The 21,340-nt window shown below is 60.0% G+C and carries 19 protein-coding genes and 1 pseudogene; 13 read left to right on the top strand and 7 right to left on the bottom strand.

Going from position 1 to position 21,340, the window contains the following annotated elements; genetic code table 11:
* Positions 1–528: 528 nt before the first annotated feature.
* The 3 genes and pseudogenes from moaD to AC1DRN_RS17425 all read right to left on the bottom strand — a co-directional run bounded on the left by moaD (position 529) and on the right by AC1DRN_RS17425 (position 2,066).
* Positions 529–780 carry a molybdopterin converting factor subunit 1 gene (moaD, locus tag AC1DRN_RS17435; protein WP_046044028.1) on the bottom strand — a complete coding sequence of 84 codons (252 nt, stop codon included), beginning with the start codon at positions 778–780 and terminating at the stop codon, positions 529–531.
* Positions 777–905 (bottom strand): annotated as a pseudogene (locus AC1DRN_RS17430) (cyclic pyranopterin monophosphate synthase MoaC); the annotation flags it as partial. The gene moaD and the pseudogene AC1DRN_RS17430, both read right to left, overlap by 4 nt.
* A gap of 270 nt (positions 906–1,175) precedes the next feature.
* Positions 1,176–2,066, bottom strand: a complete 891-nt coding sequence (locus AC1DRN_RS17425; RefSeq protein ID WP_104447491.1) for a LysR family transcriptional regulator — start codon at positions 2,064–2,066, stop codon at positions 1,176–1,178.
* 298 nt (positions 2,067–2,364) lie between these two features.
* On the opposite strand from AC1DRN_RS17425, the gene moaB reads away from it, so the two are divergent.
* On the top strand, positions 2,365–2,904 hold the full coding sequence (gene moaB / locus AC1DRN_RS17420; RefSeq protein WP_007976036.1) for a molybdenum cofactor biosynthesis protein B: 540 nt from the start codon (positions 2,365–2,367) through the stop codon (positions 2,902–2,904).
* Entirely contained in the window at positions 2,901–4,106 is a 1,206-nt protein-coding gene (locus AC1DRN_RS17415; protein WP_223463774.1) for a molybdopterin molybdotransferase MoeA, read from the top strand. Before moaB ends, AC1DRN_RS17415 begins: the two co-directional genes overlap by 4 nt.
* A 127-nt stretch (positions 4,107–4,233) precedes the next feature.
* Here AC1DRN_RS17415 and AC1DRN_RS17410 read toward each other — a convergent pair whose 3' ends face one another.
* On the bottom strand, positions 4,234–5,133 hold the full coding sequence (locus AC1DRN_RS17410) for a bestrophin family protein (protein WP_223463775.1): 900 nt from the start codon (positions 5,131–5,133) through the stop codon (positions 4,234–4,236).
* A 5-nt stretch (positions 5,134–5,138) separates the two neighbouring features.
* A complete protein-coding gene (moaA, locus tag AC1DRN_RS17405; RefSeq protein WP_223463776.1) occupies positions 5,139–6,137 on the bottom strand; it encodes a GTP 3',8-cyclase MoaA in 999 nt (332 codons plus the stop codon).
* Positions 6,138–6,592: 455 nt separating this feature from the next.
* On the opposite strand from moaA, the gene AC1DRN_RS17400 reads away from it, so the two are divergent.
* The 4 genes from AC1DRN_RS17400 to AC1DRN_RS17385 all read left to right on the top strand — a co-directional run bounded on the left by AC1DRN_RS17400 (position 6,593) and on the right by AC1DRN_RS17385 (position 11,636).
* On the top strand, positions 6,593–8,917 hold the full coding sequence (locus AC1DRN_RS17400) for an FdhF/YdeP family oxidoreductase (RefSeq protein WP_457266235.1): 2,325 nt from the start codon (positions 6,593–6,595) through the stop codon (positions 8,915–8,917).
* A gap of 121 nt (positions 8,918–9,038) precedes the next feature.
* Positions 9,039–10,460, top strand: coding sequence for a cytochrome ubiquinol oxidase subunit I (locus AC1DRN_RS17395; RefSeq protein ID WP_457266234.1), 1,422 nt, complete (start codon positions 9,039–9,041; stop codon positions 10,458–10,460).
* A 17-nt stretch (positions 10,461–10,477) separates the two neighbouring features.
* Complete coding sequence (gene cydB, locus AC1DRN_RS17390) at positions 10,478–11,494, top strand: cytochrome d ubiquinol oxidase subunit II (protein ID WP_457266233.1); 1,017 nt, start codon at positions 10,478–10,480, stop codon at positions 11,492–11,494.
* The gene (locus AC1DRN_RS17385) at positions 11,481–11,636 is read left to right on the top strand and encodes a DUF2474 domain-containing protein (protein WP_223463780.1); all 156 of its coding nucleotides are present in this window, start codon (positions 11,481–11,483) and stop codon (positions 11,634–11,636) included. Before cydB ends, AC1DRN_RS17385 begins: the two co-directional genes overlap by 14 nt.
* A 211-nt stretch (positions 11,637–11,847) precedes the next feature.
* Here the strand turns inward: AC1DRN_RS17385 and proS are convergent, their stop codons facing one another.
* Both proS and AC1DRN_RS17375 read right to left on the bottom strand, forming a co-directional pair.
* Positions 11,848–13,338, bottom strand: a complete 1,491-nt coding sequence (proS, locus tag AC1DRN_RS17380) for a proline--tRNA ligase (RefSeq protein WP_457266232.1) — start codon at positions 13,336–13,338, stop codon at positions 11,848–11,850.
* Positions 13,339–13,556: 218 nt separating this feature from the next.
* Positions 13,557–14,408, bottom strand: a complete 852-nt coding sequence (locus AC1DRN_RS17375) for a CAP domain-containing protein (protein ID WP_223463782.1) — start codon at positions 14,406–14,408, stop codon at positions 13,557–13,559.
* A gap of 142 nt (positions 14,409–14,550) precedes the next feature.
* Between AC1DRN_RS17375 and AC1DRN_RS17370 the strand changes: the two genes are divergently transcribed.
* The 7 genes from AC1DRN_RS17370 to AC1DRN_RS17340 all read left to right on the top strand — a co-directional run bounded on the left by AC1DRN_RS17370 (position 14,551) and on the right by AC1DRN_RS17340 (position 21,338).
* Positions 14,551–15,171, top strand: coding sequence for a cell wall hydrolase (locus AC1DRN_RS17370; protein ID WP_223463783.1), 621 nt, complete (start codon positions 14,551–14,553; stop codon positions 15,169–15,171).
* A 199-nt stretch (positions 15,172–15,370) separates the two neighbouring features.
* A complete protein-coding gene (locus tag AC1DRN_RS17365; RefSeq protein WP_223463784.1) occupies positions 15,371–16,348 on the top strand; it encodes an NAD-dependent epimerase in 978 nt (325 codons plus the stop codon).
* A gap of 48 nt (positions 16,349–16,396) precedes the next feature.
* Positions 16,397–17,137, top strand: a complete 741-nt coding sequence (locus AC1DRN_RS17360) for a glycosyltransferase family 2 protein (RefSeq protein WP_223462622.1) — start codon at positions 16,397–16,399, stop codon at positions 17,135–17,137.
* Positions 17,134–17,412 (top strand): lipid-A-disaccharide synthase N-terminal domain-containing protein, encoded by a 279-nt coding sequence (locus AC1DRN_RS17355; RefSeq protein ID WP_223462623.1) that lies wholly within the window; start codon positions 17,134–17,136, stop codon positions 17,410–17,412. Before AC1DRN_RS17360 ends, AC1DRN_RS17355 begins: the two co-directional genes overlap by 4 nt.
* A 3-nt stretch (positions 17,413–17,415) precedes the next feature.
* Positions 17,416–18,825, top strand: a complete 1,410-nt coding sequence (locus AC1DRN_RS17350) for an ArnT family glycosyltransferase (RefSeq protein WP_223462624.1) — start codon at positions 17,416–17,418, stop codon at positions 18,823–18,825.
* Positions 18,826–18,975: 150 nt separating this feature from the next.
* On the top strand, positions 18,976–20,148 hold the full coding sequence (locus AC1DRN_RS17345; protein ID WP_223462625.1) for an acyl-CoA dehydrogenase family protein: 1,173 nt from the start codon (positions 18,976–18,978) through the stop codon (positions 20,146–20,148).
* Positions 20,145–21,338: an acyl-CoA dehydrogenase family protein gene (locus AC1DRN_RS17340; protein ID WP_223462626.1), complete on the top strand. Its 1,194-nt coding sequence runs from the start codon at positions 20,145–20,147 to the stop codon at positions 21,336–21,338. The genes AC1DRN_RS17345 and AC1DRN_RS17340 overlap by 4 nt, the downstream gene beginning before the upstream one ends.
* The last annotated feature ends 2 nt before the right edge of the window (positions 21,339–21,340 follow it).

Raw genomic sequence — 21,340 nt, 5'->3', positions numbered from 1 at the left:
GGGATTGCATACGCTGAGCAAACGCAGGGATAGCGAAGGAGGGGGGCTCGCCGATCAGGCGAGCAGGGCGCTATCCGGCGGACGTGCGGAGTGACGCAGTTTGGAGCGGCGCAGGGCCATGGGCAGGTTGACGATGCGCTTCATGCAATGCCGTCCACGGCCAGCAGCGAGGTGGCCAGGTTCGAGAGTTTCAGCAGCTGCTGTTCTGACGGCAAAGTACGCATGGCGCAGGTTTCCGGCGGCGGAAATCGTCGGTGGCGAGTGGAACAAGCCATTCGGGGGACGGCTGGATACTAGGGAGGATTGCGGCGCGTGTAAATGTTTGATTCAGAACATCAGGCGCACGATAAGGCCGATCAACCCGCAGCCGATCAAAACCTCAATCACCCCGCGCTTGAACCGAAGCAATGCAATGCCGCAGTGCGTTGGATAGTCGCTTGATGCTGCGCCTCTGCCCAGCGCTCGACGGCTGACCGGTCGCTGTCACGGGCATCGACCCAGCGTGCGCCGGACCCCACGTCTTATGCCTCAACCCCCGGTGACCGGTGGAAAAAAGGCGATCTCGTCATAGTCCTCGATCACCCGGTCCGGATGACACAGCTCCTGGTTCAGCGCGCACATGAGGTTGTTCTCACCGAGCACATGGCTCCACAGCTCACCGCGAGCCATCAGCAGGCGGCGCACGTCTTCGATGGTCTTGAGGCTGTCGGTCAGGGGCAGTTTTTCACCGCCCAGGTTGAGCTGTTCGCGGTAACGGGCGAAGTAATTGATCAGGATCATTGGGCGTCCTCGAACTTGAAATGGCCGGAGCGGCCACCTTGTTTGCTCAGCAGGCGGATGTCATCGATGACCATGCCTCGGTCCACTGCCTTGCACATGTCGTAGAGGGTCAAYGCCGCCACGGTGACCCAGCGCCGCCTGACAAACTGACGCAGCGTTGTCGTACTCGCGAAAGTTCACACTCAGCGGTTTGGGCGCGGGGGCGTTAGTGTCGCTTCGAATATCGGTTTGTTCAACTTGGCACAACATGAAAAAAATCTCGAAGCGCTTAATTAAGTTCGGGCTACGGGTAACTTTTTAACGGGTCCAATCGCTTGTTCCGATGTGCCGATTGGTGATGTCTATCAGGCTGGCCAAACATATCTGGTCCGGTTTTATATAAAGCCGAAACTTGATCAGTTAGTCCGGCTGAACAAAGTTCGCGCTTCGGCAAAACACTTCTCGGCAATCGCCGAGCGCGGTTCGGTCTTGCGCATCACCAGGCCCAGGGGCGCGAGCACGCTGGCATCCGGCAATTCGATGAACGACAGGTGTTCGATGGGCTCTTCCAGGCCACTGTCCAGCGGCATGATCGCGCAACAGAAACCCTCGTGAATCGCCTGCAGCAACTGGTAGGTCGAATCGCTTTCCAGGATCGGCTGCGGGTCCAGTCCGCGGCTGCGAAAGCTCAGGTCGATGGATTTGCGGTAGTGCATGCCGTTGCTGAGCATCCCCAGCGGCAGTTCGGCGGCGTCCTCCCAGCTCATTTGCGTGCCGTCGAAATGGAAGTGGCGGGTGTCGTACAGCAGGCCGACGCGGGTCTCGCCGATCTCGAAAAACTCGAAATAGCTCGGGTTGACGTGATCGAGGTAGCACACGCCCAGGTCCAGCTGATTGTTGCCAAGGCCCTCGATGATCTGGTCGGAACTCAAGGACGACAGGCTGTACTTGAGCTCGGGAAAGCTGCGGGACAGGCCCTGAATGTAGGTGACCGGGTTGAAGCTGCTGAGGGGCACCAGCCCCAGGCGCAAGTTGCCGACGAGTTGGCCCCGGCACGCGGCAGCCTCGGCGAAGAGCCCGTCGTGGGCGGCCAGCAGGGTCCTGGCCCACGCCAGTACACGCTCGCCGGCCTCGGTAAAACCCTCGAAGCGCTGGCCCCGGGTGACCAACACCAGGTCCAGTTCATCCTCAAGATTGCGCAGGCGCATCGACAGCGTGGGCTGGGTGATGTGGCAGCGCGCGGCAGCCTGGCCGAAGTGGCGGGTCTGCTCCAGGGCGATCAGGAACTTGAGTTGTTTGATGTCCATGACGGCACCTGCTGGCGGGGGAGTGAGGGGTTAAGTATTGACTCAGGTGCGCAAGACACAAGGTAAGGCAGAAAACGTGAGCCGAGACGATCTCATTGTCTTCGGCGTGCGTCCAATCACTGCTATCTAAGGGGTTATCGATGGGCTCTATCATTGATGTTTTTCCTGGTCTTTTTATATTGATAGATTGGCTCGATAGTCTGGTTGGTTAGAGTGATTAGACAGGGCTTGATTTATCGAATTAGTCTCCGGAAGTTGTTTAATTCAGCTATTTAGCTAATACCTGCCGGAGAACCCCATGAGCGTCAAACCGGATGCATTGTTTATACCCCTGAATATTGCCGTGCTGACCGTCAGCGATACCCGTGAATATGCCAATGACACCTCCGGTCAACTGCTCGTCAGTCGCTTGCTGGAAGCCGGCCACACCCTCAGCGAGCGCAACCTGCTCAAGGATGACCTGTACAAGATCCGCGCGCAGGTGGCGAACTGGATTGCCGACGACGGCATCCAGGTGGTGCTGATCACGGGCGGCACCGGGTTCACCGGCCGCGACAGCACACCCGAGGCCGTGGCCTGTTTGCTGGATAAACAGATCGATGGCTTCGGTGAGCTGTTCCGGGCGATTTCGATCCTCGACATCGGCACCTCCACGGTGCAGAGCCGGGCCCTGGCCGGACTGGCCAATGGCACGCTGGTCTGCTGCCTGCCGGGCTCCACGGGCGCCTGCCGCACTGCGTGGGAAGGCATCCTCGCCGAGCAACTCGACGCCCGCCACCGGCCGTGCAATTTCGTACCGCACCTCAAGCCTGTGCAAGCCTGCGGGACGCGGGGATGAGTCATTCACCCTTGATGCCGGTGGAAGATGCCATCGGCCGTTTGCTGACAATGGCCGAGGCACAGTCGATTGAGGAAAGCGAAGCGGTGCCGCTAAGTGCCGCCAGGCAACGGGTGTTGGCCAATGATCTGGTGGCGACCCTCGATCTGCCGCCATGGCCCAACAGCGCCATGGACGGGTATGCCCTGAATGTCGACGGTTGGGACGGGGCACCGCTGACCGTGTCGCAGCAGGTATTTGCCGGTCACGCCCCCGAAACTCTGGCACCGGGAACCTGCGCGCGCATCTTCACCGGTGCGCCTGTTCCGCCGGGTGCCAACAGCGTGGAGATGCAGGAGAACACCGAGGTGCTGGAGGACGGACGTATCCGCTTCAAGCAGCCTCTGAGCGCCGGCAGCAACATCCGCCCGCAAGGGCAAGAGAACCGCGCCGGCGATGTATTGCTGCGCGCCGGCAAGCGCCTCGGTCCGTTCGAATTGGCAGTCGCGGCGGCGCAGGGCTGCACCCATGTGCAGGTGGTGCGGCGACCACGGGTGGCATTGCTGTCCACCGGCGATGAACTGGTCGATCCGGGCACGCCACTCAAACCCGGCTGCATCTACAACAGCAACCGCACCTTGTTGAGCCATTGGTTGAGTGCGTTGGGTTGCGAGGTCATCGAGGCCGGCATTCTCCCCGACGAGCCACGGCAGACGCGGCTCAAGCTCGAACAGCTGCAACACAGGGCGGACCTGATGCTCAGCACGGGCGGCGTGTCTGCCGGTGACGCCGACTGCCTTGGCCAGGTACTGCGCGAGTGCGGCAAGCCATTGCTGTGGAAACTCTCGATCAAACCCGGCAAGCCATTGACCGTGGGCCACTTCGGCCGTGTGCCGGTAATTGGCCTGCCGGGCAATCCGACATCGGCGTTGGTCACTTTCGGTCTGTTGGCTCGGGTTTATCTGTTGCGGATTCAGGGCGTCGAAGACGTCGAGCCTTTGAGCTTCCCGGTGAGTGTCGGCTTTGCCTGGCCCAAACCCGGAAGCCGCCGCGAGTACCTGCGGGCGAAACTCGAAGCCGGTCGCGCGGTGCTGTATCCGAACCAGAGTTCAGGCGTTTTGTTGGGCGCGTCCTGGGCCGACGGGCTGCTGGAAATACCGGAAGGCTGCACACTGGAAGTGGGCGACACGGCACGGTTCATACCCTTCAGCGAGCTGTTCTGAATTCCGCAAACAAACTGTGGGAGCGGGCTTGCTCGCGATGAGGCCGGCAAATCCAATAGAGATGTTGGCAGGCAGACCGCTATCGCGAGCAAGCTCGCTCCCACAGAATTTGTGTGTTTCTTGAGTATCAGTTCAACACAAAATCCACCGGTTCCAGTTGTGGCGGCAATTCCGTCACACCCAGGGCCGCCAGTACATCACGCTCGATGTTGCGCACGATGGCGTCGGTGGGCAGGTCGTTTTCATCGCGGCCGAAGGGGTCTTCCAGTTCGTCGGCAATCGCATCCAGGCCGAAAAAGGTGTAGCTGACAATCGCGGTGAAAATCGGTGTCAGCCAGCCCAGGGGTTCGGCCATGGCGAACGGCAGGAGGATGCAGAACAGGTAGATGGTGCGGTGCAGCAACAGGGTGTAGGGAAACGGCAGTGGAGTGTTCTTGATCCGTTCACAGACCGCCTGCGCGTGGGTCAGGCCGGCCAGGTGGTTGGCCATGAGCGTGTAGCGCCAGTCGTTGATCGCCCCGGACTCGTTGAGTGCCGAGCACTGTTGACCGACCTGCATCAGTATCTGCCCGCTGACGTCCGTGGTGTTGCCCCTGGGCATCGGCTGCAGCCAGTCGCCACTGGCGGCCAGTTCGTTTTCCTGGCGCAGCCGCGCGTTGAGGGCATGGGCGAAGCCGCACAGGTTGCTGAGGACCGTGTGTCGCTCATCCGTGTCCTTGATGGCCAGGGTTTCACGAATCATCGAGCGGACTTCCACGATCACATCGCCCCACGCCTTGCGCGCTTCATACCAGCGGTCATAGCAGGCGTTGTTGCGAAAGCTCATGAAGATCGACAACGACAAGCCCAGCAGCGTGAAGGGCGTGGCGCTGACCTTGGAAAAGTAACTGGGATGCAAGGTTTCAATGAGCACGATGGCCGAGGCGAGCAACGTCACCATCAGGCTGCGCCAGGCAATGCGCTTGGCAATCGAACCCTTGAGGGATGTCAGCACGCCGATCAGGTTGGGTTTGGGTCTCACGATCATGGGTTTCAGCCGCCCGTCATGTTCATGAAGCGAATGACCTGGACATCGTCGTTCACTTCGAAGTTGTGTCGATAAGGCTTGAGTTTCATCGCCTCGATAATGGCTTTTTCCAGGCGCTCGGGCTGTCCGGGGTGGCTGCGCAAAACAGCCTTGAGATCCACTGAGTGCTCATTGCCCAGGCACAGCAGCAGACGTCCTTCCACGGTCAGCCGCACCCGATTGCAGGTGCCGCAAAAGTTGTGGCTGTGGGGGGAGATGAACCCCAGGCGAATCTGCGGCGCCTCGGCCAGGCGCCAGTAGCGCGACGGACCTTGGGTCGACTCGGCGGAATCAATCAAAGTGTAGCGTTCGGCGATGCGTTCGCGGACCTGGGCACTGGAGAAAAACGATTCGGCGCGGCTGTGCTCATGGATGGTACCCAGCGGCATTTCCTCGATGAAGGAAATGTCGAGGTTGCGGTCGATGGCGAAGCTCACCAGATCATTGATCTCATGGTCGTTGCGGCCCTTCATCACCACGCAATTGAGCTTGGTATTGCGAAATCCCGCGTGGTTGGCGGCGTCGATGCCCTTGATCACCTGCGCCAGATCACCGGTGCGGGTCAGTTCGCGAAAACGTTGCGGGTCCAGGCAATCGAGGCTGATGTTGAGGCGCTTGACCCCGGCGTCGAACAACGGCTCGGCCAGTTTGGCCAGCTGCGAACCGTTGGTGGTCATGCACAGTTCACGCAGGTCGGGCAGGGCGGCGATCTTCTCGCACAACTGCACCACGCCGGGACGGATCAGCGGCTCGCCCCCGGTCAGGCGGATCTTGCGGGTGCCCAGCGCCACGAAGCTTTGTGCCAGTTGATAAATCTCTTCCAGGGTCAGCACCCGTTGGCGCGGCAGAAACTGCATGTCCTCGGCCATGCAATACACGCAACGGAAATCGCAGCGGTCGGTGACCGACATCCGCAGATAGTCCACGCGCCGGGAGAAGCCATCGATCAAGACTCGTTCTGACATGATTTTCTCTCCTGGCACCGCATGCATTGAATGAGTATCCGAAAAACTGTAGGAGCGAGCCTGCTCGCGATGGTCGTTAACGATTACGCGCGCTTTCTGGTTGAACGCGGTGCCCTTGAGTCCATCGCGAGCRGGCTCGCTCCTACAGGTATGAATCAGGTTGTTTTCGGACTTGTTGAGCGCAGGCTAAGAGCAACTTAAGGATTCGTCCAATCACTATTAATGACCGGGTGATCGACCGGGTCGATGATCAACTTTATTTCGTCGTTAAAAGGACTTTATATTATTTTAAGTAGTTGAAAAACAAGGATAAAAATCCGTGATAGAGCATCTCGATAATGTGGTCATAAATAGCGATTAGACAATATTTAAACGCCATTCATATGCTTTCTCCGCAAATCGAACAATGACCTGAATCAGGTCGAAGCCTGTGTGCATTGTCACGGAGAAGTACCATGTCTCAAGTCGACCGCTATAAACTCTACAAAGGTGCCGCCGCTGGTTGGGGGGCGCTGATCGCTGTTACCAAAAACTGGCTGGGCAGTGAAAACGCGCTGAAGAACATTCGCGCCATGCTCAAGACCAACCAGAACGGCGGGTTCGACTGCCCCGGTTGTGCCTGGGGCGAGTCGCCGGAAAACGGCATGGTCAAGTTCTGCGAAAACGGCGCCAAGGCGGTTAACTGGGAAGCCACGGGCCGTTTGGTCGACCCGGCCTTCTTCAACAAATACAGCGTCTCGGCGCTGGCCGAGCAGAGCGATTACTGGCTGGAGTATCAGGGCCGTCTGACCCACCCGATGCGCTATGACGCGGCCACCGACCGTTACGTGGAAACCACCTGGGACGAAGCGTTCGCGACGATCGCCCGGCACCTCAATGCGCTGGAATCGCCGGATCAGGCCGAGTTCTACACCTCGGGCCGGGCCAGCAATGAGGCAGCCTTTCTCTATCAGTTGTTCGTCCGGGCCTACGGTACCAACAACTTTCCGGACTGCTCGAACATGTGCCACGAAGCCAGCGCGGTGAGCATGATCGAAAGCCTCGGCGTGGGCAAAGGCACCGTGGTGTTTGACGACCTGGAGCATGCCGATGCGATTTTCGTCATCGGCCAGAACCCCGGCACCAACCACCCACGGATGCTCGAACCGTTGCGCGAAGCGGTCAAGCGCGGTGCACAGGTGATCTGCATCAACCCACTCAAGGAGCGCGGACTGGAGCGCTTCCAGCACCCGCAGCACCCGATCGAAATGTTGCTGAACGGCTCCGAGCCGACCAACACCGCGTACTTCCGCCCGGCACTTGGCGGTGACATGGCGGTCATGCGTGGCATGGTCAAGTTCCTGCTGCAATGGGAGCGCGAAGCACAGGCCACCGGCGGCGAACCGGTGTTCGACCATGAGTTCATCGCTGAACACACCTCGGGAATGGGCGCCTACCTTGGGGAAGTCGACGCCACCAGTTGGGAGCACATCGAGCAGCAGTCAGGCATGCCCCTGGCGGACATCGAACTCGCTGCCCGCATGTACGCCCGGTCCAAGCGGGTGATCATGTGCTGGGCGATGGGCCTGACCCAACACACGCACTCGGTGCCGACGCTGCAGGAAGTCATCAACCTGATGCTGCTGCGCGGCAATGTCGGCCGTCCGGGCGCGGGTCTGTCACCGGTTCGCGGTCACAGTAACGTGCAGGGCGACCGCACCATGGGCATCAACGAACTGGCGCCTGCGGATTTGCTCGATGCCCTGGAAAAACGCTTCTCCTTCAAGCCGCCGCGTGAGCATGGTCACAACACTGTGATGGCGATTGGCGCGATGGAGCAGGGGCGTTCGAAGGTGTTTATCGCCCTGGGCGGCAACTTTGCCCAGGCCACCCCCGACACGCCGCGCACCCACGCTGCGTTGCGCAAATGCGACCTCACCGTGCACATCGCCACCAAGCTCAACCGCAGCCATCTGGTCACCGGTCGTGAAGCGCTGATCCTGCCGTGCCTGGGCCGCACCGACATCGACATCCAGGCCGAAGGACCGCAAGGCGTCACCGTGGAAGACACCTTCAGCATGATCCACATCTCCCACGGCCAACTGAAACCGAAGTCGAAACACCTGCGCTCGGAGCCTGCGATCATTGCCGGCATCGCCACCGCGACCCTGGGCAAGCACCCGATCGACTGGAACTGGGCCATCGGCGATTACGGCCGCATCCGCAACATGATTGCCGACACCATTCCCGGCTTCGAAGACTTCAACCGGCGCTTGCTGCATCCGGGCGGTTTCCACATGCCCAACGACGCGGCCAAGCGCATCTGGAAAACCGCCAGCGGCAAGGCTCAGTTCACCCCGAGCGTGTTGCCGGAGCACCTGATCAGCGAGGGCGTGCGCAACCTGGCGGTCAAGCCGCACCTGATTCTGCAGACCATGCGTTCCCACGATCAGTACAACACCACGCTGTACGGTTTGGACGATCGCTATCGCGGGGTCTACGGCATGCGCGACGTGGTGTTCGCCAACGCGCAGGACATTCGCCGGTTGGGTTTCGAACCGGGGCAGAAGGTTGATCTGGTGGCGCTGTGGGACGACGAGCGCGAGCGACGGGTCAGCGGTTTCACCCTGATCGCCTACGACATTCCGGCCGGTCAGGCGGCGGCGTACTACCCCGAGACCAACCCGCTGGTGCCGCTGGAAAGTTACGGTGACCGCACCTTCACCCCGACTTCCAAGTTCGTCGCCATCCGGCTGGAACAGGCGAAGGCCAGCAACCTGATCTCGACTTCCGCCGCCTGACACCGGGGGCGGCCCGATGCCGCTCACGTAACCCTTTCGACTTGTGTTGGCTGCAGGCCCCCCGGCCTGACGGTGGCCCGGCCGTGTGCCGCCGTTTTTCAGCCGCGATGAGGATATCGACATGTTTAACCTGGAGGCACTGGACCTGGCGCGCATGCAATTCGCGTTCACGGTTTCGTTCCACATCATCTTTCCCGCCATCACCATCGGGCTGGCCAGTTTCCTGGCGGTGCTCGAAGGGCTTTGGCTGAAGACCCACAACGACACCTACCGTGATCTCTACCATTTCTGGTCGAAGATCTTCGCCGTCAACTTCGGCATGGGCGTGGTCTCGGGGCTGGTCATGGCCTACGAGTTCGGCACCAACTGGAGCCGCTTCTCCGATTTCGCCGGCAGCATCACCGGGCCCTTGCTGACCTATGAAGTGCTCACGGCGTTCTTCCTCGAGGCCGGTTTCCTCGGGGTCATGCTGTTCGGCTGGAACCGGGTAGGGCGCGGCCTGCACTTCTTCTCGACGGTCATGGTCGCCATCGGCACGCTGATTTCGACCTTCTGGATTCTTGCGTCCAACAGCTGGATGCAAACGCCCCAGGGCTTCGAGATCGTCGACGGTCGGGTGATGCCGCTGGACTGGCTGGCCATCGTGTTCAACCCGTCGTTCCCGTACCGCCTGGCGCACATGGCGATTGCCGCGTTCGTGGCCACGGCGTTCTTTGTCGGCTCGTCGGCGGCGTGGCATCTGCTGCGCGGCAACGACACCCGGCAAGTGCGCAAGATGCTGTCGATGGCGTTGTGGATGGCCTTGGTCGTTAGCCCGATTCAGGCGGTGGTCGGTGACGCCCACGGCTTGAACACCCTGGAGCATCAACCGGCGAAGATCGCTGCCATCGAAGGGCACTGGGAAAACAACGGGAGCGAAGCGACGCCGCTGGTGCTGTTCGGTATCCCCGACATGCAGGCCGAGAAGACCAGATATGCGATCGAAATTCCCTACCTGGGCAGCTTGATCCTGACCCACAGCCTCGACAAGCAGATCCCGGCGCTCAAGAGCTTCCCGAAAGAGGATCGCCCCAACGCGACGATCATCTTCTGGAGTTTCCGTGTCATGGCCGGGCTGGGCATGTTGATGGTGCTGGCCGGTGTGCTCGGCCTGGCCCTGCGCCGCAGCGGCGCCATTTACCGCAATCGCTGGTTCCTGCGCCTGATGCTGTGGATGGGCCCAAGCGGCCTGATCGCCATGCTCGCCGGCTGGATCACCACCGAAGTCGGGCGCCAGCCGTGGGCGGTGTATGGCCTGCAGCGGACGGCAAATGCGGCATCGAATCACAGCATCGCGCAGTTGAGCATCTCGCTGGCGCTGTTCGTGGTGATCTACTTCTCGGTGTTCACGGTGGGCATCGGCTACATGATGAAACTGGTGGCTAAAGGGCCGAAACCCCATCACGAGCATCCGCCTGCGGGGCATTCCGATCAGGTCATCACACCGCGCCGGCCGCTGTCCGCCGACGCTGAAATCCTCGAAACCGACGCCCGCGTCAAATGAAGGAAGGGAGTTGAGTCATGGGTATTCAAGGTATCGATTTATCGTTGATCTGGGGCGTGATCATCGCCTTCGGCGTGATGATGTACGTGATCATGGACGGCTTCGACCTGGGGTTGGGCATCCTGTTTCCGCTGATCCCGGATGCGAAGGAGCGCGATGTGATGATGAACACCGTGGCACCGGTCTGGGACGGTAACGAGACCTGGCTGGTGCTGGGCGGCGCGGCGCTGTATGGAGCATTCCCGCTGGCCTATTCGGTGATTCTCGAAGCGTTGTACCTGCCGCTGATCCTGATGCTGTGCGGCTTGATCTTCCGCGGTGTGGCGTTCGAGTTTCGCTTCAAGGCCAGCCCTGAAAAGCGTCATGTCTGGGACATGGCGTTCATCGGCGGTTCGCTGCTGGCGACCTTCTCCCAGGGCGTGGTGATCGGTACTTACATTGCCGGTATCCCGGTGGTGAACCGGCAGTTCGCCGGTGGTTCGCTGGACTGGCTGGCACCGTTTCCGTTGTTCTGCGGTGTCGGCCTGATCGTCGCCTATGCGCTGCTCGGCAGCACCTGGTTGCTGGTCAAGACCGAAGGCATGCTCGAATCGCGGATGCGCCTGTTCACCCGGCCCCTGGCCTGGCTGCTGTTGGCGGTGATCGGCGTGATCTGCGTGTGGACGCCAATCCTGCATCCGGAAATCGCCACGCGCTGGTTTGCCCATGCGCACCTGGCGGTGTTCGGTGGCTTGGCGGTGCTGGCCTTGCTGGCGATGTTCGGCTTGCTCAGGACCCTGCGCCAACGCCACACCCATTGGCCGTTCGCCTTCACCCTGATGCTGGTGTTCCTCGGTTACATCGGCCTGGCGTTCAGCATCTGGCCGAACATCGTGCCGCCGTCGATCAGCCTGTGGGCAGCGGCGTCACCGCCGACCAGCCAGTTGTTCATCCTGATCGGCGCGCTGTTCATCCTGCCGATCATCCTGATGTACACGGTCTGGAGCTACTACGTGTTCCGCGGCAAAGTGAGGATTGGCGATGGCTACCATTGATAGGAATCAAACCGCACCCGCGCGCTGGTACAAGCGCCTGGGATGGCTGGTGGTGATCTGGCTGGGCAGTGTGGTTGCCTTGGGTGTGTTGGCAGGGGCGTTGCGGATGTTGATGCATGCGGCCGGGATGAGTAGCCACTGATGCGTACTGCCAGAAAACCGAAATGGCAGTTGTGACAAATGACTTGTGGCGAGGGAGCTTGCTCCCGYTGGRCTGCGCAGCAGGCCCTCTTTTGGGGCCGCTTCGCAGCCCAACGGGAGCAAGCTCCCTCGCCACAGGTTACTTATTGCTCTCTCTATACTTCTTAAATGAACAGCATTGCCGCAATAGCGGGGCTGTAGGTGATCAGGGATCAATATGACTTTGCATAAAATGCCCACGTGTTCGTTTTTCGGCCGGTGAATAAACAGGTTACGGAGATTTCAGGTTGTTTTAGCGGAATACAGCGAACAGTTACTCCAAGCTCTCCGATGGCTTTTTCAACTTTTTTGTCTTCGGTGAAGGGGGCGAGAACAAAGGCGCTAAGTTTTGTGTTCTGTTTGAAGCGCTTTTTGAATTCGTCCAGAGTAGTGATCGTTGTGGTGTTGTCGGACAATTTCTTCTGTGCCGCCTCTAACATGTCTTTTTGAAGGGTGGCCAGTGTTTTCGAGATGTTATTAACGAAATCTCCAGTGTCAAGTTTCAGAAGGATTTTGCAGTTGTTTCGACAGAAATAGGACACCGCATTTTGCTCCAGTTCCTTTATGCCAATCTCGATCCGGACAGGGACGCCACGCTTGATGTGGTACCATTTTTTTTCGCCACTGTTCATGTCCCGCCAATCAATACTGGCCCGAAGGTTTTGCCCCTTCAGTTTTTTCCGACAAATCTGCTTTTGCAGTTTTTTGCAGTAGTCATGAATGGCATCTGCATTCTGTTCGTTGCGCACGATCGGGATAATGACGACCTGCGTCGGTGCCACGAGGGGCGGGAGTACTAGTCCATCATCGTCACCATGGGCCATTATCATCGCGCCGATCAGTCGCGTGGATACTCCCCAAGACGTGGTCCATGCCAGTTCTTTTATCCCTCCTTTGTTCACGAAGCGGATGTCTGAACTTTGTGCGAAGTTCTGGCCTAAAAAATGAGAAGTACCTGCTTGCAGGGCCTTGCCGTCTTGCATCATCGCTTCAATGGTGTAGGTGCTGACGGCGCCCGGAAAACGTTCCCAGGAGCACTTTTCGCCCTTGATTACTGGTATGGCCAGGTGCTCGGTAGTAAAGCGCTCATAGATATCCAGCATCTTTAGCGTTTCGTCCAAGGCCTCATCATGAGTTGCGTGAACGGTGTGACCTTCCTGCCATAGGAACTCCGATGAGCGCAGGAAAATCCGAGGACGCATTTCCCAGCGCAGTACGTTCGCCCATTGATTGATAAGTAGAGGCAGATCCCGATAACTTTGTACCCATCGTGAAAAGGATGCACCGATGACCGTTTCACTGGTGGGCCTGATGATCAACGGTTCTTCTAGTGTTCCTGCGGGAGTAAGCGCTCCATCCGTTGATTTTTCGAGACGATGATGGGTTACAACCGCGCACTCTTTGGCAAAGCCTTCAACATGCTCTGCTTCTTTTTGAAGAAAGGATAACGGAATCAAAAGTGGAAAATATGCGTTTGAATGCCCTGTGTCTTTGATTTTCTTATCAAGTTCTCGTTGAATCTGCTCCCATATGCCATACCCCCAAGGACGGATTACCATGCAGCCTCGAACTGGAGAGTTCTCAGCCATTTCTGACTGGATAATCACTTGTTGATACCAGTCAGAAAAGTTTTCATTTCTTGTAGGTGATATTGCGTTTTTCATAGGACCCTTGCTTTGAAGTCGAAATTGTTATTCGAAATGGTGTCGTAAGGGGTAGGTATATTTATTGAGCTTTGAAATTTCAAGACTTCATGTGTGGTTTTTCATATTTCAGAAATTTCCTTCAGAAGGATCTTTCTTTTTGTAAAGTTACTTCGCACTTCGAAGTGTTCGTTGACCACAAAGAACCCCCGACGCAATCGCTTCGGGGGCTAGGGCACTCACTGCGCCCCAAACACCGCCGTCCAGTAAATCCCCGCATCGCTCTTCGGGTCGGTCGCATACGCCGCGCCCAGTTCACGGAACTGCGGGTTCATCAGGTTGGCGCAGTGGCCGGGGCTGGTCAGCCAGCCTTCGACCACCTTGCGTACGCTGTCTTGCCCGGCGGCGATGTTTTCGCCGATCTGCTGGAAGTCGTAGCCGGCCAGTTCCGCGCGGTCGCCCGGGGTGCGGCCATCGCGATCCTTGTGGTCGAAATAGTTGTTGTTGGCCATGGAGCGCGAGTTGCCTTCGGCGGCGGTGGCCAGCGTGGCGTTCCAGGCCAGCGGCGCAGTGGCATTGAAAGACTGGTTGCCGCATTGACGCGGCTTGGCCCGTGCGGCGTTGAGTTCGATGAGCAGCTTCTGGCCCTCGGTCTGCCAGTCGCCCAGGTGTGAACTCAGCAGTGGCCGCGCCACGACGATGCGCCACTGATTGTCCTGGCGGCTGACGCCGACATCGACGAACTGCGGGTCGAGGACGATCTGGCAAAAGCTCTCCTGAATCGCCTTCATCGCCGACGCCGCATCGCGCGGCCCGGACAGGCTGATGGCCTGCACGTTCTTCATCGGATAACCCGCAGTGGCCATGGCCTGCTGCAGATTGCCAATGCTCGGGGCGGTCAGCACCAGGCGCGGGTCTGCCGACAGCGGCGGCAGCTCCGCTGAGACCTGGCCGGCACAGCGTTGCAGTTGGCTACGGTAGACGTTGATCGATTCGACCAATTGCGCTTCGTCCGCCGCGATAGCGTTAGCGGCGAATACCAGGCCCAGAGACAAACCGGCCAAACGCAGTGCGGATGAGATGAAACCCATGAAAATCCCCCTTGAGCAGATGGCACCCATGATGCGCGAAGTTGCCCCGTCTAAGACAACGGAATTATCCAGAGTGTAGTGGGGCGGGTGAAATCATTTCACTACTACACTGAATCGCATCGCTCACCGAGTGACACCGATCATGCGTTTCGACTGGATCGCCAGCTGCCTCACCCTCACGTTGCTTGCCGGCCCGGTGTCCGCTACGGATCAAGAGCAGAAACAGCAAGCGGCCGAGAACAAGGCCGAGGTGCTGGAACAGAAAGCCGCCGAGAATAAAAGCCCCGCACCCGCACCCAAGGCTGAAGCGATTACCCCGTCCGAAGTCCAGGCCGTTGACCCGGCGGGTGTCGCGCCGCTGGACGACGCGATCACGTGCCTGGCCCGCTCCATTTACTGGGAAGCCAGGGGCAGGGACTCCGCCGACATGGAGGCGGTGGCCAACGTGGTCATGAATCGCCTGGGCCACGAGGGCTTTCCGGACACGGTGTGTAAAGTGGTGAAACAGGGTTCGGAGACCAAGAGTTGCCAGTTTTCCTGGTGGTGTGACGGCAAGTCCGATTCGGTCCAGGAAGAGGTGCCTTATGCGATGGCCAAGGAAATCGCGCGCAAGGCCCTGAACAAGGAACTGCCGGACCGCACCCAGGGTGCCCTGTATTTCCATGATCGTACCGTCAAGCCGGATTGGGCCACGCAATACATCAAGACCGTGGATATCGGCTTGTTCCGGTTTTATAAGCCACATGACGATTCGGCCAAATAGTAGCGGCTGTTTCGGCCAAATATGGTTTTTTTGCTGAGGTTGCGCACGGGGTTATCGAAACTGAAATGTTTCTGTTTTATAAGCTTCACAACGAAACCGTGCGCGAATGACGCCATAAGCAGGAGCTACACATGAAGCCCACGAGGGTCTGGATCAGTAATCTCGCGTCGATCGCGGCGCAGTCGCAGGCGTGCGTCCAATGACCGTTCTGGTCACCGGTGCAGCCGGTTTCATCGGTTTTCATACGGTTCAGCGCTTGTGCCGCGAGGGTCAGGACGTTGTCGGGATCGACAACCTCAACGACTACTACGACGTGGAACTCAAGCATGCACGCCTCAAGGTGTTGGAGACGTTGCCGGGCTTTCGCTTCCGGAAAATGGACATCGTCGATAAACCGGCCCTGATGAGCCTGTTTCAAGAACACCGTTTTACCGAGGTGGTGCACCTGGCCGCTCAGGCCGGAGTGCGCTACTCGCTGGACAACCCGGATGTCTATGGGCAATCGAACCTGGTGGGTTTCCTCAATGTGCTGGAAGCCTGTCGGCACCATCGCCCCGAGCATCTGATCTACGCCTCGAGCAGTTCGGTGTACGGCACCAACAGCAAGATGCCGTTCAGCGTCGAGGACCCTGTCGAACATCCCGTTTCACTGTACGCTGCCAGCAAGCGCGCCAATGAGCTGCTGGCCGAAAGTTACTGCCATTTGTATGGTTTGAAAGCCAGTGGCCTGCGCTTTTTTACCGTCTATGGTCCATGGGGTCGCCCGGACATGGCGCTGTTCAAGTTTACCGACGCCATCCTCAAAGACCTGCCCATCGACATTTACAACCAGGGGCAGATGTCGCGCGACTTTACCTACGTCGACGACATTGTCGAAGGTATCGCCCGACTACGCCCAAGGCCTCCGGTGCCGGAAGGCTCTGCCACCGGGGTAAACCGGCTCTTCAACATCGGGCGTGGCATGCCGGTGGCGTTGCTGGATTTCGTCGACTGCCTGGAGTCCGCCCTGGGCCTGCAGGCCCGGCGCAACTACATGCCGATGCAGGCCGGTGATGTGGTCAAGACCTGGGCCGATGTCTCGGCACTGGCCGAGTGGGTGGGCTTCAGCCCGCAGGTGACGCTCGAAACCGGCGTCGGCGAGTTTGTGAAGTGGTATCGACAGTTTTATCAAATTTGAAGCGTTCGCCTCTGATCTCGAAAAATCAAAAAGGGCGAGAGAGACCCCATGAGCCAAGACATTTTTGTATCCGTACTGATCCCCGCCAAGAACGAAGCGAACAACCTCAAGCCATTGCTTGAGGAAATCCGCGTCGCATTGGCCGCTGAATCGTACGAAATCATCGTTGTCGACGATGGCAGCACCGATTCGACCCTGCAGGAACTGCGGCAAATCCGCCACGACGGCTTGAACACCTTGCGCATCCTCCATCACGAACGGTCGCTGGGGCAGAGCACTTCGCTGTACCACGCCGCGCGGGAGGCCCGCGGGCAGTGGCTGGCGACCCTCGATGGCGACGGCCAGAACGACCCGGCGGACATCCCCGGCATGCTGGCGCTGGTGCGCGGCGAACCGGGTCAGGTTGACGTGCAACTGGTCGCCGGGCATCGGGTCAATCGCCGTGAYACSGCGAGCAARCGCTACGCSTCGCGKTTCGCCAACAACCTGCGCCGCCGCCTGCTCAAGGACGCCACCCCGGACACCGGTTGCGGCCTGAAGCTGATCGAGCGCGCGGCGTTCTTGCGCCTGCCGTACTTCGACCACATGCATCGCTATATTCCGGCGCTGATCCAGCGCCATAACGGSCGCATGATCGTGCACCCGGTCAACCACCGGCCACGCACGGCCGGGGTGTCGAAATACGGCAACATCGACCGCGCGCTGGTGGGCATTCTCGATTTGTTCGGTGTCTGGTGGCTGATCAAGCGCACGCGGCTGAACACCATTGCCCAGGAGATTGAAGGATGAATCTCTCCCGCGAAGCCTTGTGGCTGATCGTCGGTTTTGCCGGCCAGATCGCCTTTACCGGGCGTTTCGTCTTGCAGTGGCTGTACAGCGAGTACAAGAAACGCAGTGTGATCCCGGTGAGCTTCTGGTACCTGAGCATCGTCGGCAGCACCTTGCTGCTCGCCTATGCCATTTACCGTGAAGACCCGGTGTTCATCGCCGGCCAGGCCTTTGGCTCCATCGTCTACTTTCGCAACCTGCAATTGATCAAAAAAAGCAAACACCTAAAGGAGTAGGTCATGCGCGGATCGTTATCGACCCGAAATATTACGTTGCTCGTGACTATCGCGATTGCGTTGCTGTTTTTCTGGGGACTGGGCAGCGTGCCGTTCCTCAGTGTCAACGAGGCCCGCCGCGCCGTCACCGTGCGCGAAATGCGCGAGGCAGGCAGCTGGCTGCTGCCTTATATGAACGGCGACTTGTACTTGTCCAAGCCGCCGTTTTTCTATTGGGCCGGCCTGGTTTCAACGGCGGTGCTGGGCAGCTTGTCCGAGTGGAGCGTGCGCCTGCCTTCGGCGTTGGCCGCCGCCTTGTGCTGTGTTGGCACTTATCTGTACGGCGTTCGGCAGGCGGGGCGACAGGTCGGTCTGTTCGCCGTGGTGTTCCTGGCCGCGAACGGTGCCTTCAGCCTGTTCGCACGGCGCTCGGAAATCGAGATGCTGTTGACCCTGCTGTGCTTCGGTGCGCTGCTGGCGGCCTGGCAGTTCATTTTCCAGCAGGGTCGGGCCTTGTGGAGTCGGCTGAGCTACGTGTTGCTGGGTTGTGCACTGCTGACCAAAGGGCCGGTTTGCCTGTTGTGGGTGACGGCGCCGATCCTGGCCTATGCCTTGATCTACCGCGATGCCCGGGCCAAGGCTTATCTGTGCGACGGTAGGGGCTGGCTGATTGCCGTGGTGCTGGGCAGTTCCTGGTACGTGGCGGTGTCTGTGAGTCAGGGCTGGGGCATCTGGGCTTCGATCATCAGCGAAGACATCGTGAAGAAGATCGATGGGCAGGGTGCCGAGGCCTGGTATGCGTACCTGTTGTACCTGGCCGGCGATTTCTTCCCGTTCTGGCTGATCGCATTCGTGCAGCCGCGCAAGTTCTGGGCAATGATCCGCTCGCGCCGCGAGGCGGGCATGCTGCTGTGCTGCACTTTGTTGCCGCTGCTGGTGTTTTCTCTGTTCACCGAAAAGCATGGCAAGTACCTGTTGCCGGTTTATCCGTCGATGGCATTGCTGCTGGCGATGCACTGGTCGGCGCTGCTCGAGGACCTGAAGGGGCGCTGGCGCACGGTCCTGGCCGTTGTGCCCTACGTGATGCTGGCCGGGTTCGTGGTGTTCTACATGTTCGTCGAAGCGCGGGTACTGTCGCACCGGGTTGGCGGTCTTGAGCAGGTGGCCACGCTGGCCGACGGGCAGCCGGGGCAGAAGGCCTATACCCTCGGTGAGCCGGATATCCGTCTGGTCTATTACATGGGCCGGCCGGTGGCGCCGCTGACAGTGGCGCAGTTGCAGTCCGAGTCGCGTCCGGCCGGGCTGCTGTTTGTGCAAGAACCCCTCGCGCCGGAACTGCAGAACCTGGCGTCGTGCCAGGTCGGTGAAATCAACCCGTACCTGAAACCGGACCGTTCAGCGCTGCTGGTGCGCATGGGCGGAGACTGCCGCTGATCGGCTTCCCGGCCGAACACACACGCCAGCACATCACCCGTTCGGACTAGGCAGGGCTAACGATTCTGCCGCGTCCGGCCGGCGCCAAACTTCATGCTCAAAGGGGTGTTGCGTCACGCGCGCCCCGCCAAACGAGCAGAAGGCGCCGCGATGGAGTTTGCATTCAGCGACGAACAGGAAATGATCCGCGCATCGGCCGAGGGCTTCCTCGCCGATGTTTCGGATTCTGCCGCGGTGCGCGCGGCAATGGTCAGTGAACGGGGTTTTGATGAAGCCCTCTGGCAGCGTCTGTGCCAGGAAATGTACTGGCCAGCGATTCACATCCCCGAAACCTACGGCGGCCTCGGTCTCGGCTTTGTCGAGCTGGCAATCCTGCTGGAACAGATGGGCCGGCGCTTGTTGTGCTCGCCGTTCTTCGCCACCGCCTGCATGGCCACGCCCGCGCTGTTGCTGGCCGCCAATGATGAACAGAAGCTGCGCTGGTTGCCGTCGATTGCCGATGGCAGCGCGACCGCGACCCTGGCGTTCAGCAGTGCCAATGGCTGGTCCGCCGACGATGTTCAGGCAACCGTGGTGGCCGAAGGCGACGGGTTCGTCCTCGACGGCACCCTCAAGCATGTGCTCGACGGCCATGGCGCCGACCTGTTGATCATTGCTGCACGACACCCCGGAACCACTGGCGAAAAGGGCATCAGCCTGTTTGCCGTGAACGCCATGAACGCAGGCATCGAACGACAGATGCTGCCGACCATGGACCAGACCCGGCGTCAGGCGCGGATCCAGCTCAAGGGCCTGTACCTTGAAACTGATGCGTTGCTGGGTGAGTTCGGTAACGGCTGGCCGCACCTTGAGCGAGTCCTGCAACTGGCCTGCATCGGCCTGGCCGCCGAGCAGACCGGCGGCGCGCAGCAGGTGCTCGACCTCAGCGTGGCCTACATGCAGGAACGCCAGCAGTTCGGTCGCCCGATTGCCAGTTTCCAGGCCCTCAAGCACCGCGCCGCCGACATGATGCTGCAAGTCGAATGCGCCCGTTCGGCCAGCTATTACGCCGCGTGCGTGGCCCAGGAAGTCCTCGACCCGCAGGGGGATCCGCAGGTTGCGGCCGAACTGCCGCTGGCGGCGGCGCTGGCCAAGGCGCAGTGCTCTGAAACCTATTTCCATTGCGCGTGCGAATCGATCCAGTTGCATGGCGGAGTCGGTTTCACCTGGGAATACGACCCGCACCTCTACTTCAAGCGCGCCCGCGCCAGCGAGAGTTTCCTCGGGCTACCGGCCTGGCATCGCGAGCGCATTGCTTCGGTGATTCTGGGAGAGCAGCCATGAAAATCAGTTTCAGCGAGCAGGACGAACGCTTCCGTCGGGAAGTTGCCGACTGGATGAGCGCCAACCTCTGCGGCAAGTTCGAAGCCCTGCGTTTTCGCGGCGGTCCGGGCGACGAGCACATGTTTCCCGAAGAACGCAAAGCCTGGGAGCGCAAACTCGCCGAGGGCGGCTGGACCTGCGTCGGCTGGGCGCCGGAGCACGGCGGGCGCGGCCTGTCGATCACCCAGCAGGTGATCTTTAACGAAGAGTACGCCCGCGCCGGCGGCCCCGGCCGCATGGGCCATATCGGCGAAGGCCTGGCCGGGCCGACCGTTGCCGCCTTTGGCACGGTCGAACAGCAACAGCGCTTCTTGCCGGGGATCGTCAGCGGTACGTCGTTCTGGTGCCAGGGCTATTCAGAGCCGGGCGCCGGTTCCGATCTGGCCAACGTCAAGACCCGCGCCACGCTGGATGAAGCGACCGGCCAATGGCTGATCAACGGGCAAAAAGTCTGGACGTCCCTGGCCCATGAATCGGATTGGTGCTTTGTCATCGCCCGCACCGAACCGGGCAGCATCGGCCATCGCGGCCTGTCGTTCCTGCTGGTGCCGATGGCCCAGACGGAAATCACCGTACGACCGATCGAGCAACTGACCGGCACCTCGGAATTCAACGAAGTGTTCTTCGACGATGCTCGCACCGACGCCGCCAACATCATCGGCGCACCGGGCGAAGGCTGGAAGATCGCCATGGCGCTGCTGGGCTTTGAGCGTGGTGTCTCGACCCTCGGCCAGCAGATGCAGTTCCAGAACGAGCTCAACGAAATCATCGCCATCGCCAAGTCCAATGGCGCCGACCGCGACCCGATCCTGCGTCAGCGCCTGGCCGAAGCCTGGAGCGGGTTGCGGATCATGCGCTACAACTCGCTGCGCATGCTCTCGGGTAGTCAGGACGGTTCGCTGCGCAAAGAGGCGACCATCTACAAGCTGTTCTGGTCGACCTGGCACGCCAGCCTCGGCAAGTTGGCGATGGACGTCCTCGGTGCCGAGGCGGAATTGCTCGAAGCCGCGCCTTACCAGTTGACCCGATTGCAGTCGCTGTATCTGTTCAGCCGCGCCGACACCCTCTACGGCGGCAGCAACGAAATCCAGCGCAACATCATCGCCGAGCGTGCCTTGGGCATGCCCAAAGAGCCGCGTCCGCGCGCCTGAAA

This window comes from Pseudomonas sp. P5_B3, assembly GCF_056400405.1.
Note: the sequence above shows the minus strand (reverse complement) of the source record. Positions and strands in the feature narration are given on the sequence as shown.